Genomic DNA, 13,738 nt, shown 5'->3' with positions numbered 1-13,738 from the left:
CCAATTATGAACGAGTTCACCTTAGGTGTTGAAGAAGAGTTTATGGTGATTGACCCTGTTACCAGGGAACTGCAATCGCATGATCAAAAAATTGTTGACAGCGCGCAAAAGATCCATGAAGATCAGGTAAAGGCCGAAATGCATCAGGCTGTTGTGGAGGTGGGCACCCACATTTGCCGTAATACCGAAGAAGCACGTAAAGAGGTTGGCAAGCTACGCACTACAGTGGCACATTTGGCCGGTGATATTGGCTTGCGTATTGGCGCTGCCGGTACACACCCCTTCTCGCACTGGCAGCACCAACTGATAACCGACCATCCAAGATATTTTGAGATTGTAGATGAATTGCAGGAAGCCGCACGATCAAACCTTATTTTTGGTTTGCATGTACACGTGGGCATCCAGTCGCGGGATATGGCGATACACATTGCTAACCAGGCAAGGTATTTTTTACCGCACGTTTATGCGCTATCTACCAATTCACCATTTTGGGAGGGCAGAAATACGGGTTATAAATCGTTCCGGACCAAGGTATTTGATAAATTCCCGAGAACCGGGATTCCCGATTATTTTGACAGCATTGAAGATTACGACAGGTACATTAAACTGTTGGTAAAAACCAACTGTATTGATAACGCTAAAAAGATCTGGTGGGACCTACGGGTGCACCCATTCTTTGAAACCATCGAATTTCGTGTGTGCGATTGCCCTATGCTGATAGATGAAACCATGACCTTTGTGGCCCTGTTTCAATGTATTTGTGCTAAACTGTACAAATTGCGCCTAAGTAACATGAAATTCATCACCTATAATCGTGCGCTTATTAATGAAAATAAATGGCGTGCCGCACGGTATGGCATTGATGGCAAAATGATAGATTTTGGCAAGGAACTTGAAGTAAACACCCGCGCACTGATCCTGGAATTATTAGACTTTATTGACGATGTGGTGGATGACCTTGGCTGCCGCGACGATCTGCAGTATGTACACAAAATATTGGAGAACGGAACAGGCGCCGACAGGCAGCTGGCCATTTACAATCAAAACAATAACTTTGCAGATGTGGTGGATTACATTACATCGCAAACTTTAAAGGGAATATAAAGCCCCACCCAACCCCTCCCCGGAGGAGAGGGCTTTATTAAAAGAAATTTTTAACAATATAAAAAGTGAAGTCTCCCCTACCGGGGGAGATTTAGAGGGGGCTCAATGAACACAGATAAACCGGAAGTGAGAGTAGCCATATTAGACCTGTACGACGGGGTGGCTAACGAAGGGATGCGTGGTTTCCGGGATATACTGGACCGTTACAAGGTGCAACACAACCTTGATTTAAGTTACCAAGTGTTTGACGTGCGCCGCAAAGGCCAGGTACCTGATACCGGCTTTGACGTATATATATCAAGCGGTGGGCCGGGCAGTCCGCTGGATAGTGAGGGTACCGAATGGGAGAAGAAATACTTCCGCCTGATTGATAAGCTGGACGCACATAATAAGAGCGATGATCCGCAGAAAAAACATGTATTTTTTGTATGCCATTCGTTCCAGTTGATGTGCCGTAAATATGGGTTGGGCGATATTAATTTGAGGCGTTCGCCATCATTCGGGATATTACCAGTACACTTAACCGAAGCCGGCCGTAATGATGGAGTTTTTGAAAGCCTTGCTGACCCGTTTTACACTGTAGATTCGCGCAGCTGGCAGGTTATCAACCCGGATATGGATCATTTTAAAGAACTTGGTATGGAAATACTGGCATTGGAGAAAGAGCGCCCTTACGTTGACCTGCCCCGCGCTATAATGGCCATCAGGTTTAACGAATACTTTTTCGCGACGCAATTTCACCCCGAAGCAGATGCATACGGCATAAAAAACATGTTGCTGCGCGAGGATAAGAAAGACGAAGTAATAAACGAGCACGGCGAAAACAAATACAAAGAAATGCTGGAACGGCTGGATGACCCGGACAAGATAGCGCACACGCAAAAAACCATCATCCCTAATTTTTTGGATGAAGCGATTTTGAGGTATACCACTTTGTCATATTAAGAACGTTTGTCATGCTGAACGTAGTGAAGCATCTATTCGCCGCCCAGTAATGAACTTGATATATGAAACAACATAATTATTACACATATATCTTAACCAATTATAACAAAACAGTACTGTATACAGGTATCACCAATGATATTGAGAAACGCCTGTATGAATATTATTTCGGAATAAACCAGGAAAGCAGCTTTACATCCAAATACAAGTGCTTCTATTTACTGTGGTACGAAAGGCATCAATATGTTAATCATGCCATCGAACATGAAAAAGAAATTAAGGGTTGGACAAGGGCAAAAAAGATAATTTTAATAGAACAAGAAAACCCAAATTTGACTTTCTTAAATAGTGATATAATGGAATGGCCGCCAGTAAATTATCATACGGAGCAAGGTGGTACATTAATCGGCGAATAGATCCTTCGCTATCGCTCAGGATAACAAAAAGGGATGGTTAAAAAGTAAATTATGAACTCATCAGCCAGAAAAACATTTAATGAAAATTTCAGCGATGAAAAGTATGCTGATTTTTTAGTAGACCTTAACGCCGGGCTTAAAAACCCTATCGAGTTTCGCATTGCCGAAACACCTGTTTTTTTAACGGATGATTTTAGAGATAAGCTTTTACAGGCCGGCGAGGAAATAGTAGAAACTATACTTAAACCCGGGTTTAAAGAGCTAAGCGAACGTGCCATCCCCGAAAAATGGCGGGTTGCTAACGAGACCGGCCACTCGCATTTTATAGCATTGGACTTTGGGGTTTGCAAGGACAGTGCGGGTAATATTGTGCCGAAACTAATAGAGATGCAGGGCTTCCCCTCGTTATATGGATTTCAGGTACACCTGGCAGAAAACTACAGACATGCCTTCAATATTCCGGGCAACCAAACCATTTTTTTTAATGGGTTAAGCAAAAGCAGCTACTTAGAGCTGCTCAGAAAAACCATCATTGGCCCCTATCAGCCGGATGAAGTGGTGCTGATGGATGTTGATGCCCCGAATCAAAAAACCGCTGTCGATTTTTGTATAACTGAAGGTTATATCGGCATCCCCATTGTTTCACTTGCCGACCTGATACAGGAAGGCGACCAGCTGTTTTATAAAACTACCGCAGGCGAAAAGAAACGCATTCGCCGCATATACAACCGCTTAATATTTGACGAGATAGAAAGCGACCCTGAGATATTTAAAAAAGTGGTGGATATACGTCAGCCGCTTGATGTGGAATGGGTAACCCACCCAAATTGGTTCTATCGCATCAGTAAGTTTACCATGCCTTTCTTAAAAGGCGATCACATCCCTAAAACACAGTTTTTGGACGAGGTGAGCGAAATACCCGAAGACCTCCAAAACTATGTGCTTAAGCCCTTGTTCTCATTTGCCGGGCAGGGTGTAATCATTGATATTATGGATGGCGATATTGAGAAAATAACAGACCCCGAAAACTGGATACTGCAAGAAAAAGTTACTTACGAACCCGTATTGCAGTCCCCTGATGGCGGCGTGAAAATTGAGATCCGTTTGCTTTATTTATGGCCCGATGGCGATGCCAAACCGACGCTTGCCGTAAACCTTTCCAGGCTAAGCCGCGGTAAAATGATAGGTGTTAGGTATAATAAAGATTTTGACTGGGTAGGCGGTACCGTAGCATTTATGCATAAATAACTTATACTATTTTTGCACGCTGTACGTATATAAATAAAGTATTAATTTTGCGACATGAACATACAGGCAATTATTATCATTGTATTATTTATTGCAGCAGTTTTTTACGTTGGCCGTTTACTGTATAAAAGCTTGTTCTCTAAAAAAAGCTGCGGCAGCAATTGTAAATGCGGGGTTGATTTTTCTGCTATTGATGCGGTTAAACAACCCAAATAATTGCGCTGTATATTGTTGTTTATCTTGTCATTAATTTAATATTTTAAATCCCCTTCATGTCTTCTAATAAGCAGATATTTCAAGCCGATAACCCCGGCAGGTGGAACCGTTTTAAATGGCTTAGCCGATTTATATTAGTTATATTAATTGTTGGTGCTATTGCGGCTGTTATAACAGTTACCTCAACCGAGTACCCTATACTTCCTAACCTTGATCCGGCCCCAAAAAAAATATCAAAGAAAGAACTGGAGGAGCTCAAGAAATCAAAAAAATACAAAGATTTTAAAATAGAAAAGGCCGAAATAGAAGTACTGAATAAAGCAAGGCGCCTACATCAGCTTAAGCACCCCAATAATAATAACCGTATTAATGCGGGCTTTTACAAAGCCTGGGAACCGCAGGCCTATTACTCCCTTAAAGATTTTTTGCCCCGCTTGGACATGGTAGTGACCGAGGGTTTTTCCTTTTCGCCCAATGCCGATACAATTAAACTGACTATTGATACCGGCCTTATTAATCTTAACAAAAAATACAAAAAGCAGGTATTGGTAACGCTATCTAATTATGTTAATTATGATAACGTAAGGGGTGGGTATGATAGTAAAGATGTGGAACGGATCTTTAAAAGCAAAAAACTACGTACAGCATTCATTAACAGCCTTGCAGCAAAACTTCAGCATTATAACTTTAACGGCATAAATGTAGATCTGGAGGATATAAAAGATCGTAACAGCAAAGAGTATATCGCTTTCCAAAACGATCTTTACAGAATATTTCACGCCAAAAATTTACTGGTAACGCAAAACGTTCTTCCTAATGATGAGGACTACGACTTAAAGCGTTTACAACATGTTAACGACTTTTTGTTTGTAATGGCTATTGACCAGCATTACGATGGCAGTAACGCGGGCGATATATCGCACCAGCACTGGGTAGAAGAAATTCTTGACCAGGTGTGCACTACCATACCAAGCGAAAAAGTTATACTTACTGTTGCAGCGGGTGGTTATGATTGGCCCGAAGGCAGTGTGGGTACCGCTATTGGTTATCCGCAGGCTATTAGTACGGCGCAAGAAAAAGGCAGCAAAATAGTTTACGACCCGCAGTCTGCCAATTTGCATTATAATTACCTGGGAACCGATAGTCTTAACCACACGGTTTATTTTGCCGATGCTGCTACAAACTTCAATATTATCCGCATGGCAGATGATTGGGCTACGGGCGGTGTTGCCCTGTGGCGCCTTGGCGCAGAAGACCCTCGTCTATGGACATTTTTCCAAAAGAACCTTTCTATCGATTCATTAAGAAAAACTGGTATCGAATTAAAAAGACTGGATACTGTTGGTTTAAATAGCAAGATAGATTATGCCGGGGTAGGCGGCGAGGTATTGGATCTGGTAACCGTGCCACATACAGGGAAAATTAATGTGTCGCTTGATAAGTCGACCTATACAATTACCAATCAAAAATATATAGAGTTACCCACCAAGTACGTTATACGCCGTTACGGTTATAAACCCGGTAAAGTAGTTTTAACCTTTGATGACGGGCCCGACCCGGACTTTACCCCCCGGATCCTCGACATCCTTAAAAAAGAAAAGGTACCTGCTTCGTTTTTTGTAGTAGGTTCCATGGTTGAAAAAAACATCCCTCTTTTAAAAAGAATTTATGACGAGGGCTACGAAATAGGTAACCATACTTTCTTCCATCCGGATATATCTACCATTAGCCTGGATAGGGTTAATCTGGAGCTAAATTCTACCCGTAAACTCATAGAATCTATCACCGGCCGCAGTACCATATTATTCCGCCCGCCTTTTAATGCCGATGCCGAGCCGCAAACCCTGGCCGAGGTGATACCCGTGGCTGAAAGCCGCAAGCAAAGCTATATCACCATAGGCGAGTCGATTGACCCATGGGATTGGCAGCCTGGTGTAACAGCCGACAGTATTATTGCACGTACCATTCGCCAAAAAGATAACGGATCAATGATATTACTGCATGATGCCGGCGGTGATACGCGCGAAGAAACCGTTAAAGCTTTGCCGGCAATTATCCATTTCTTTAAAAAGAATGGCTACGAGTTTACCACCATTGCCGATATTTTAGATAAAACCAAAGATGACCTGATGCCCCCTGCCGAAAAAGAAAGCAATAGCTTTTGGGGTAAGTATTATGATATAGTTGTGGTAGGCTTTTTCCTGGGGAACAAGTTTATCTTCTACCTTTTCCTCTCGGCCATATTCCTGGCAATGGGGCGTATTATTTTAATTGGGATCCTGGCTTCAAGGCAATTTGCCTTAAATAAAAAGATCGACGCTGCCCCGCATCCGCAGCCTCCTGTAAGTATTATTGTGCCTGCTTATAACGAAGAAGTTACGGCTATAAAAACCATACAAAGTTTATTAAAAACCGAGTACCCCGATTTTAACATCATTTTTGTGGATGATGGGTCGAAGGATAAAACCTTCCAGGTTGTTTCTGAAGCTTATGGCCACCATCCGCTGGTAAGGGTGTTAACCAAGCCAAACGGCGGTAAAGCATCTGCCCTTAACTTTGGTATTACCCACGCCGAACACGATTATGTAGTTTGTATTGATGCCGATACCCAGCTTAAAACCGATGCCATTTATCACCTGATGGCCTACTTTACCGACGAGGAGATTGGCGCCGTTGCAGGTACAGTTAAGGTAGGTAACGAAACCAATATTATTACCAAGTGGCAGTCTATAGAGTATATCACCGCCCAAAATATGGACCGCCGCGCTTTTGATATTATCAACAGCATTACGGTGGTGCCGGGGGCTATTGGGGCTTTCCGCAAGTCGGCTATATTTAAGGCCGGGGGCTTTACCTATGATACCCTGGCCGAAGATTGCGACTTAACCATGCGCATTTTAAAGCAAGGCTACGTGATAAAGAACTGTGCGGAAGCAGTAGCTTATACAGAAGCGCCCGAATCTTTAAACATGCTGTTAAAGCAACGTTTCCGCTGGAGCTTTGGGGTTATCCAAAGTTTCTGGAAAAACCGCGACGCGCTGTTCAATAAAAAATTCAGCTATTTTGGCATGGTGGGTATGCCGAATATCCTCATCTTCCAGATCATTTTACCGCTATTTTCTCCCCTGGCAGATTTCATTATGCTGCTGGGCTTGTTTGGCGATAAGCCCGAGAAGATGCTCACCTATTATTTAGCCTTTGTAATGATCGATTTCCTGGTGGGTATACTGGCCTTCCGTATGGAGAAAGAAGATTACCGTAAGCTGGTCTATATCATTCCACAGCGTTTTATATGGCGCCAACTCATGTACTATATTCTGTTCAAATCTATCCGCAAAGCCCTAAAAGGCGAGCTGAACACCTGGGGCGTATTAAAACGGACCGGTAATGTAAAATTGAAGAGGGGTGAGTTGATTGGTGAAAGCAATGAGCCGCCTATGTAGTTTACCCATGTCATTTCGAGGGAAGCGCAGCGACGAGAAATCTTGTTCAAATGATAGGTAGCGATATTGCATAACGAACAAGATCTCTCCTCATAACTCGTTCAAGATGACAGGTCGCTTATTGGAGCCGCCGAAAGTGCAGCTACCAATCAACTAATGAACCAGTGAACTAACCAACCCGCTCTATCAAACAAACCGCATAAGCAACAACGCCTTCTTCGCGGCCAATAAAGCCCAACTGCTCGTTGGTGGTGGCTTTTATGGAGATATCCTCTTCGCTAATGCCGGCGGCTTTGGCAATGTTTATCTTCATTTCGGGGATGTGCGGGTTTATCTTGGGGGCTTCCAGGCAAATCATGGCATCAATATTACCTATCTGCCAGTTTTTCTCGGCCAGCAGGGCAACAACGTGTTGCAGCAACACCAGGCTGCTAATGCCTTTCCAGCGATCATCGGTATTAGAGAAATGGAACCCAATATCGCGCAGGTTAGCGGCACCTAAAAGGGCATCACATATAGCGTGCAGCAATACATCAGCATCTGAGTGGCCAAAGGCACCACTGGTATGTTCAAGGTTAACACCACCCAAAATAAAGGGGTGCTGTTGTTTTAACTGGTGTACATCAAAACCAAAACCTACTTTAATTTTAGCCATTATTTTTTAGAAGCATTGTTGGTACCGCCAAAGCTGGCAGACAAAGTAAAACGAAGCGTATTTGCCAAAGGGCTGTTTTGTTGACTGGCAATAAGATAGGAAAAATCAAAACCGAATATATCATACTTTAACCCAAAGCCCGCGGTTGCATAATGCCTGCCACCTTTAGCGGGGTTCTCGTAAAAATAACCTGCCCTTACCGCAAAACGATCGGCATATAAATATTCTACTCCCGGCGAAAAGCTTAATTCTTTTATTTCTTCGCTAAAGCCACCCGGTGCATCTCCAAATGAACGGAATATCCCGGCAGGTACAGATACATCATCATCACTCCCCTTTATTATGTTGCCGTCGTTATCCCTTATGGGTGGTGTTGGCACTAAAAGCTTATTAATATCAAATGCAACAGTAAACTTGCTCAGGTCATCAAGGGCCCAGGTATTGGCTACGCCAAATTTTAAATTAGCAGGTAAAAAGTAGCTTGGCCCTGTAGTGGTATAGCTTATTTTATTACCAATGTTAGATATATTGGCACCAAACGCAAATAAAGAATTATTGCCGTAAGGTTTCTTGTAATATAAAGATACACCTGCCGATACCGCATTACCGGCTTTATTTTGCTGCCCTGCACCAGATATAAATGCACCGTTGCTAAAATTTGAATAAATATAACGCATTGTTAACCCTAATGACAGGTTTTCGCCAAACTTACGGGCAAATGAAGCATCGATAGAAAACTCGGTTGGCTTATAAATGCCCTGATCGGTCTGGTTGGCATCTATCAGCTGGATAGACCCCAGGTTAAAATAACGTAACGATGCGCCAAAGGTATTCCGGTCATCTATTTTATGGGCGTAGCTTAAATATGCCAGGCTTACATCGGGCACTAAATGCCTTAACCACGGGCTGTATGATAAAGAAACGTCGTTATTATTTTCAAGGAAAGCCAGTTTTGCAGGGTTCCAGTAGTTGGCATTAACATCGGGCGATAAGGCAACGCCGGCATCCCCCATTGCTCCCGAGCGCGAGTCTGGCGAAATATTTAGAAAAGGCACAGCAGTTGGTATAGCATTTACACCGCTACCGCTAGTGGTAGTTGTGCTTTGCGCCGCAGCAAATGCAGGCAAAGCAAGTAGTAAATAGGTGTAAATGTTTTTAGTACTCAAAAACTTCATTGGTGCAATTTAGTCTTATTATTTAAAAATAATATAAATATCCAAATGATATTATCAACGTTAACATACAAGCAAGAGCATTAACATTTAAGCAATTAAGGTTTGAACCGTTAATAGTTCAGATAATTGTAACTCCACTAATGAAATGTACGTTTAAATGGGTTTAGGCTTAAACTTATTATTAAACACTTATAATTACACAATTTTATAATTGATTTTTTTTAAATTTACGTCCAAATATATTTTGCAAAATATGAAAGTACTTACTAATACTGCTTTAGCGTTGTTGGGATTAGGTGTTATGCTTAGCAGCTGTAGTAAAAAACAGCAATCGCAAAAAACAGGTTTAGCATATAACGACCGCACAAACGGTGGTTATTTACGCTTTAAACAAAGCCACCCTACCCCGGGGCCGGGCCTTGTTCCTATTGAAGGAGGTACCTTTGTTTTAGGCGGCAGTGCAGACCAGGATGTTACTTACGAATATAATAATCTGCGCCGCAGGGTAACTGTCCCTTCATTTTATATGGATGAGACCGAAGTATCAAACCAGGACTGGCTTGATTACCTGCACTGGATAAATATTACTTTCCCAACGGATAACGAATTATATTACAATGCCCTGCCGGATACACTGGTATGGCGTAAACCATTATCATACAACGAACCGTACGTAGACAACTACCTGCGCCACCCTGCATTTCAGGATTACCCGGTTGTTGGTGTTACCTGGGAACAGGCACAAGAGTACTGCTCATGGCGTACCGACCGTACCAACGAAAATATTTTACGTGAACGTGGCAACCTGGTAAGCTGGAAAGACCAGGCAAAGGGAGCTAATGGTGTCGCGGGCGCAAATAATGGCGCTATTGCAAATAATGGTGCTGCCGCCAACAACGGGGCTGCTGCTAACGGGACTGCCGCTAACGCACCTTATAATAACGACATGTACCTAAACGGCCAATACAAAGGCCCCGGAATTGACGGTAAAAAAATGATGCCGGATCTTAACCCGAATGCCGCTACTACCGGCACCGGTAAAAACGGGCGCGCGGTAAGGCCTGTACGTCTAGAGGATGGTATATTAAAACAAGGCTACCGCTTACCATCTGAAGCGGAATGGGAATATGCCGCTTTGGCACTTGCCGGTAATACCCAGTTCGAAAATATTAACGATGGCCGTGTATACCCATGGGATGGCCTTGGCGTACGTTCACCAAGCAAAAAAACACGTGGATTAATATTAGCCAACTTTAAACGTGGCGCCGGTGATAACGCGGGTGTGGCGGGTGGCTTAAATGATAAGGCTATTATTACTGCCCCTGTACGATCATACCAGCCAAATGATTTTGGTTTGTATAACATGGCGGGTAACGTTAATGAGTGGGTTGCTGATACTTATCGCCAAACATCGTTTGAAGAAGTTGATGATCTGAACCCTTTCCGTGGTAACGAGTTTACCAATAAACGCCTTGCCGACCCTACAAAGGGCCTATATGCAAAAGACAAGTATGGCCGCCCTATTAAAGACCCGGCCAGGTCTAACAAAAAATTAAAATACAGCGATATGATAGCCCAGCAACAGGCACAGGCCGCTGCTGGTAATACACAGCCGGCTGCACAACCGGCAGCTGTTAACAGCGCACAACCTGCAGCAACTACCGCAAGTGTGTTAAAAGACCCATTGGCAGGCAAAGCTTACACAAATGATTACAGGGATTACGGCGACTCGGTAAACACCAGCTTGTATGGCACCACAACTTTGGTTAATAACCACTCAAAGGTTTACAAAGGCGGTTCATGGAATGATATGTCTTACTGGTTAAACCCGGCAACCCGTCGTTTTATGGACCAGGAAGCTACAAGTGCCGAAGTTGGTTTCCGCTGCGCAATGACCATGGTTGGCGCGCCTGAAATACACCCCGAAGGTAAACCGCACCTGCCGGTTAAAAAGGCTAAAAATTTCAAAGCCAGATAAAGACCCAATCTTAACCCTATTATAAGCCGTTTCCTGAAAAGGAAGCGGCTTTTTTGTTTGCATCCGTATTGGACCCCACACGTCATTGCGAGGTACGAAGCAATCTCTTTAGGACAATTATACACCTCGCTAAAGGATTTGCTTAAAGAGATTGCTTCGTACCTCGCAATGACGCCTGTCGAGAATAAATTCACCTAACCTGTTAATATTCAGCAAAATGTTAACAAATAAATTACCACATATTAACGTTTATAAAATAGTTTATCGCTTACTTTTATAGACCTGTAAAAGCAGGTCAGATAAAATTAACCTAAAACAATTTTTATGACCTGGAGAAAATTTAGCGGTGAGGTTATCCAAACCCCCATACTTGAAGAGGTTGAAGCTGCCATTGAACGGGAAACAAACCTGGGCAATAAACTAAAAGTTTGTATTGGTACCGATTCGCAGGTGAAAGGCGCGGTTACCGATTTTGCTACTGTAATTGTTTTTATCCGCGAGCAGCGTGGGGCATTTATGTTCATTCATCAGGAACGCTCTTCGCAAAAAATGAGCATTAAAGAGCGTATGCTTTGCGAGGTGCAAAAATCAATTGATATTGCCTATAAACTTTGTGACCTGCTCGACCTGTACGATGTAGAGTTGGAAGTACATGCCGATATTAATACCAATCCCAATTTTAAAAGCAATGCCGCCCTGCACGAAGCTATGGGCTACATACTAAGCATGGGTTTCGTATTCAAAGCTAAACCCGAAGCTTTTGCAAGCTCGTGCTGTGCTAATAAAATGGTGCAGTAGTTGTTGATGAGTAGTGAATAGAGGGTGGTGAATGGTTGCCTACATTCCACAGGACGGCTGCCTGCTGCAAACTAAAAACTAAATAAGGGCGTTGCCTGCGGCCGGGCTATCCGCTCATACTGCGCAGGCCTTAACCACAGCTGTCACAGTAAGCCTGTCGAAGTGCTGGTATCCGCTCCTGTCCCTAACGTGGAAAGGCGTAAGGCTTTGTAGCCGTCAAACTTTACCAAAATCTTACTTTATATAGCCCGTACATTTATATATTTGCTTGTAAACATCACAAGCCTATGTCTCCGCTTATTGAAATTACCGACCCACGGGTATTTGATCCGTCAACCATAATAATTGATGTACGCGCCGGTGCTAACGCGCACGAGCGTTATCTGGCAGGCCATTTGCCTAATGCTATTTACGCTAATTTAGATGACGACCTGGCCGAGCACCCTGCCGACCCCGCTTTTGGCGGAAGGCACCCCTTACCATCATTACAAGATTTTGCCGCGACTTTATCACGTTGGGGCATAAAGCCCGATAGCCACATTGTAGTTTACGATGATAAAAATGGGGCGATGGGTGGTGCACGCCTTTGGTGGATGCTGCGATCGATAGGCCATACCAACGTACAGGTACTAAATGGCGGTTTAAAGGTCGCAACTGACGAAGGCCTGGAGTTAAGTACCGACGATTACAAACCAACCGCCACTGGGCCATATCCTATCCCCGAAGAATTTAGCCATACTGTAGATATTGAAGAAGTAGAAGCAGCAGCCAAAGCCGATAACAGGATAGTTATTGACGTGCGCGAAGGGCAGCGTTATCTGGGTTTTACGGAGCCGCTTGACCTGGTTGCAGGCCATATACCCGGCGCAGTAAACCTGTTTTACAGCACCAGCCTATCGCCCGAGGGTAAATTTCTTACCTCGCAGGCATTGGCAAGCCTGTATAACGAAACTATTGGCGATACAAATCCACAGGATGTGATCGTTCATTGCGGATCGGGTGTTACAGCATGCCACACCTTGCTGGGCATGGAGCATGCCGGTATTACAGGGCCAAAGCTGTATGTAGGTTCGTGGAGTGAATGGAGCAGAAGGGATTTGCCTATCGCTACAGAGGCTAACGGACTATAATTGTTGAATTGCGAGATTGTTTTATTGTTGAACTACGGCAGATAACGACTAACAATACAACCATCCAACAATATAACAATTACCAAAACAGCCTGTTACATTATCGTGAAAACATACTCTTTAAAGTTTAAGCAGAACATTCCCATTAGTTTAGATGAGGCCTGGGATTTTTTTTCTTCGCCGCTTAATTTGGCGAAGATAACCCCTGCGGATATGCGTTTTGTGGTAACATCTGATTATACCGCCGATACCAAAATGTATGCAGGGATGATCATTACCTACAAAATATCGCCCCTGCCCGGTATAAAAATGAACTGGATGACCGAGATAACCCACGTAGTGGCCAAACAGTATTTTGTGGATGAGCAGCGTTTTGGCCCATATGCATTATGGCACCATCAGCATCACTTTAAAGAGATCCCCCGCGGTGTAGAAATGACCGACATACTTCATTATGCTATCCCTTACAGTATTATAGGACGGTTAGCTAATAAGGTTTTTGTAGGTAAGAAACTTAAAGAAGTATTTGATTACAGGGTGAAGGCTATTGAGGGGTTGTTTGGGAGGATGTAGGGAACCTTTTCAATTCCCTCCCTCGGGAGGGCAGGGAGGGGTTTCGGCATAAAGCAG

Annotated in this window: 12 protein-coding genes; 10 read left to right on the top strand and 2 right to left on the bottom strand. The window is 43.5% G+C overall.

What is annotated here, in order from left to right:
- Nucleotides 1-6: 6 nt before the first annotated feature.
- From NPE20_RS18150 to NPE20_RS18125, 6 genes are all read left to right on the top strand, one after another.
- Nucleotides 7-1,104 (top strand): carboxylate-amine ligase, encoded by a 1,098-nt coding sequence (locus NPE20_RS18150; protein ID WP_256540112.1) that lies wholly within the window; start codon nucleotides 7-9, stop codon nucleotides 1,102-1,104.
- Nucleotides 1,105-1,209: 105 nt separating this feature from the next.
- A complete protein-coding gene (locus NPE20_RS18145) occupies nucleotides 1,210-2,049 on the top strand; it encodes a type 1 glutamine amidotransferase (RefSeq protein WP_256540111.1) in 840 nt (279 codons plus the stop codon).
- Between the two features lie 62 nt (nucleotides 2,050-2,111).
- Nucleotides 2,112-2,465, top strand: coding sequence for a GIY-YIG nuclease family protein (locus tag NPE20_RS18140; RefSeq protein ID WP_256540110.1), 354 nt, complete (start codon nucleotides 2,112-2,114; stop codon nucleotides 2,463-2,465).
- Between the two features lie 51 nt (nucleotides 2,466-2,516).
- Nucleotides 2,517-3,713, top strand: a complete 1,197-nt coding sequence (locus tag NPE20_RS18135; protein ID WP_256540109.1) for a hypothetical protein — start codon at nucleotides 2,517-2,519, stop codon at nucleotides 3,711-3,713.
- 54 nt (nucleotides 3,714-3,767) lie between these two features.
- A complete protein-coding gene (locus NPE20_RS18130; RefSeq protein ID WP_256540108.1) occupies nucleotides 3,768-3,929 on the top strand; it encodes a FeoB-associated Cys-rich membrane protein in 162 nt (53 codons plus the stop codon).
- 56 nt (nucleotides 3,930-3,985) lie between these two features.
- Entirely contained in the window at nucleotides 3,986-7,372 is a 3,387-nt protein-coding gene (locus NPE20_RS18125; protein ID WP_256540107.1) for a trifunctional glycoside hydrolase family 18/polysaccharide deacetylase/glycosyltransferase family 2 protein, read from the top strand.
- A gap of 169 nt (nucleotides 7,373-7,541) precedes the next feature.
- On the opposite strand, the gene ispF is transcribed toward NPE20_RS18125, so the two are convergent.
- Nucleotides 7,542-8,027 (bottom strand): 2-C-methyl-D-erythritol 2,4-cyclodiphosphate synthase, encoded by a 486-nt coding sequence (gene ispF, locus NPE20_RS18120; protein WP_256540106.1) that lies wholly within the window; start codon nucleotides 8,025-8,027, stop codon nucleotides 7,542-7,544.
- On the bottom strand, nucleotides 8,027-9,202 hold the full coding sequence (gene porV / locus NPE20_RS18115) for a type IX secretion system outer membrane channel protein PorV (RefSeq protein WP_256540105.1): 1,176 nt from the start codon (nucleotides 9,200-9,202) through the stop codon (nucleotides 8,027-8,029). Before porV ends, ispF begins: the two co-directional genes overlap by 1 nt.
- A 253-nt stretch (nucleotides 9,203-9,455) precedes the next feature.
- Here porV and NPE20_RS18110 point away from each other — a divergent pair, with 253 nt between their 5' ends.
- From NPE20_RS18110 to NPE20_RS18095, 4 genes are all read left to right on the top strand, one after another.
- Nucleotides 9,456-11,180: an SUMF1/EgtB/PvdO family nonheme iron enzyme gene (locus NPE20_RS18110; RefSeq protein WP_256540104.1), complete on the top strand. Its 1,725-nt coding sequence runs from the start codon at nucleotides 9,456-9,458 to the stop codon at nucleotides 11,178-11,180.
- A gap of 324 nt (nucleotides 11,181-11,504) precedes the next feature.
- Nucleotides 11,505-11,978, top strand: coding sequence for a ribonuclease H-like YkuK family protein (locus tag NPE20_RS18105; RefSeq protein WP_256540103.1), 474 nt, complete (start codon nucleotides 11,505-11,507; stop codon nucleotides 11,976-11,978).
- 287 nt (nucleotides 11,979-12,265) lie between these two features.
- Nucleotides 12,266-13,108 (top strand): sulfurtransferase, encoded by an 843-nt coding sequence (locus NPE20_RS18100; protein ID WP_256540102.1) that lies wholly within the window; start codon nucleotides 12,266-12,268, stop codon nucleotides 13,106-13,108.
- 105 nt (nucleotides 13,109-13,213) lie between these two features.
- Nucleotides 13,214-13,681 (top strand): SRPBCC family protein, encoded by a 468-nt coding sequence (locus tag NPE20_RS18095; RefSeq protein ID WP_256540101.1) that lies wholly within the window; start codon nucleotides 13,214-13,216, stop codon nucleotides 13,679-13,681.
- Nucleotides 13,682-13,738: the final 57 nt, after the last annotated feature.

This window comes from Mucilaginibacter aquariorum (assembly GCF_024498135.1).
Classification (GTDB): domain Bacteria; phylum Bacteroidota; class Bacteroidia; order Sphingobacteriales; family Sphingobacteriaceae; genus Mucilaginibacter; species Mucilaginibacter aquariorum.
Note: the sequence above shows the minus strand (reverse complement) of the source record. Positions and strands in the feature narration are given on the sequence as shown.

What these genes read in the sequence shown, in the direction of transcription:
- NPE20_RS18100 (WP_256540102.1), top strand. Translation starts at nt 12,266, where the DNA reads ATGTCTCCGCTTATTGAAATTACCGACCCACGGGTATTTGATCCGTCA.
- NPE20_RS18130 (WP_256540108.1), top strand. Translation starts at nt 3,768, where the DNA reads ATGAACATACAGGCAATTATTATCATTGTATTATTTATTGCAGCAGTT.
- NPE20_RS18110 (WP_256540104.1), top strand. Translation starts at nt 9,456, where the DNA reads ATGAAAGTACTTACTAATACTGCTTTAGCGTTGTTGGGATTAGGTGTT.
- NPE20_RS18125 (WP_256540107.1), top strand. Translation starts at nt 3,986, where the DNA reads ATGTCTTCTAATAAGCAGATATTTCAAGCCGATAACCCCGGCAGGTGG.
- NPE20_RS18140 (WP_256540110.1), top strand. Translation starts at nt 2,112, where the DNA reads ATGAAACAACATAATTATTACACATATATCTTAACCAATTATAACAAA.
- NPE20_RS18150 (WP_256540112.1), top strand. Translation starts at nt 7, where the DNA reads ATGAACGAGTTCACCTTAGGTGTTGAAGAAGAGTTTATGGTGATTGAC.
- NPE20_RS18145 (WP_256540111.1), top strand. Translation starts at nt 1,210, where the DNA reads ATGAACACAGATAAACCGGAAGTGAGAGTAGCCATATTAGACCTGTAC.
- ispF (WP_256540106.1), bottom strand. Translation starts at nt 8,027, where the DNA reads ATGGCTAAAATTAAAGTAGGTTTTGGTTTTGATGTACACCAGTTAAAA.
- NPE20_RS18135 (WP_256540109.1), top strand. Translation starts at nt 2,517, where the DNA reads ATGAACTCATCAGCCAGAAAAACATTTAATGAAAATTTCAGCGATGAA.
- NPE20_RS18105 (WP_256540103.1), top strand. Translation starts at nt 11,505, where the DNA reads ATGACCTGGAGAAAATTTAGCGGTGAGGTTATCCAAACCCCCATACTT.
- porV (WP_256540105.1), bottom strand. Translation starts at nt 9,202, where the DNA reads ATGAAGTTTTTGAGTACTAAAAACATTTACACCTATTTACTACTTGCT.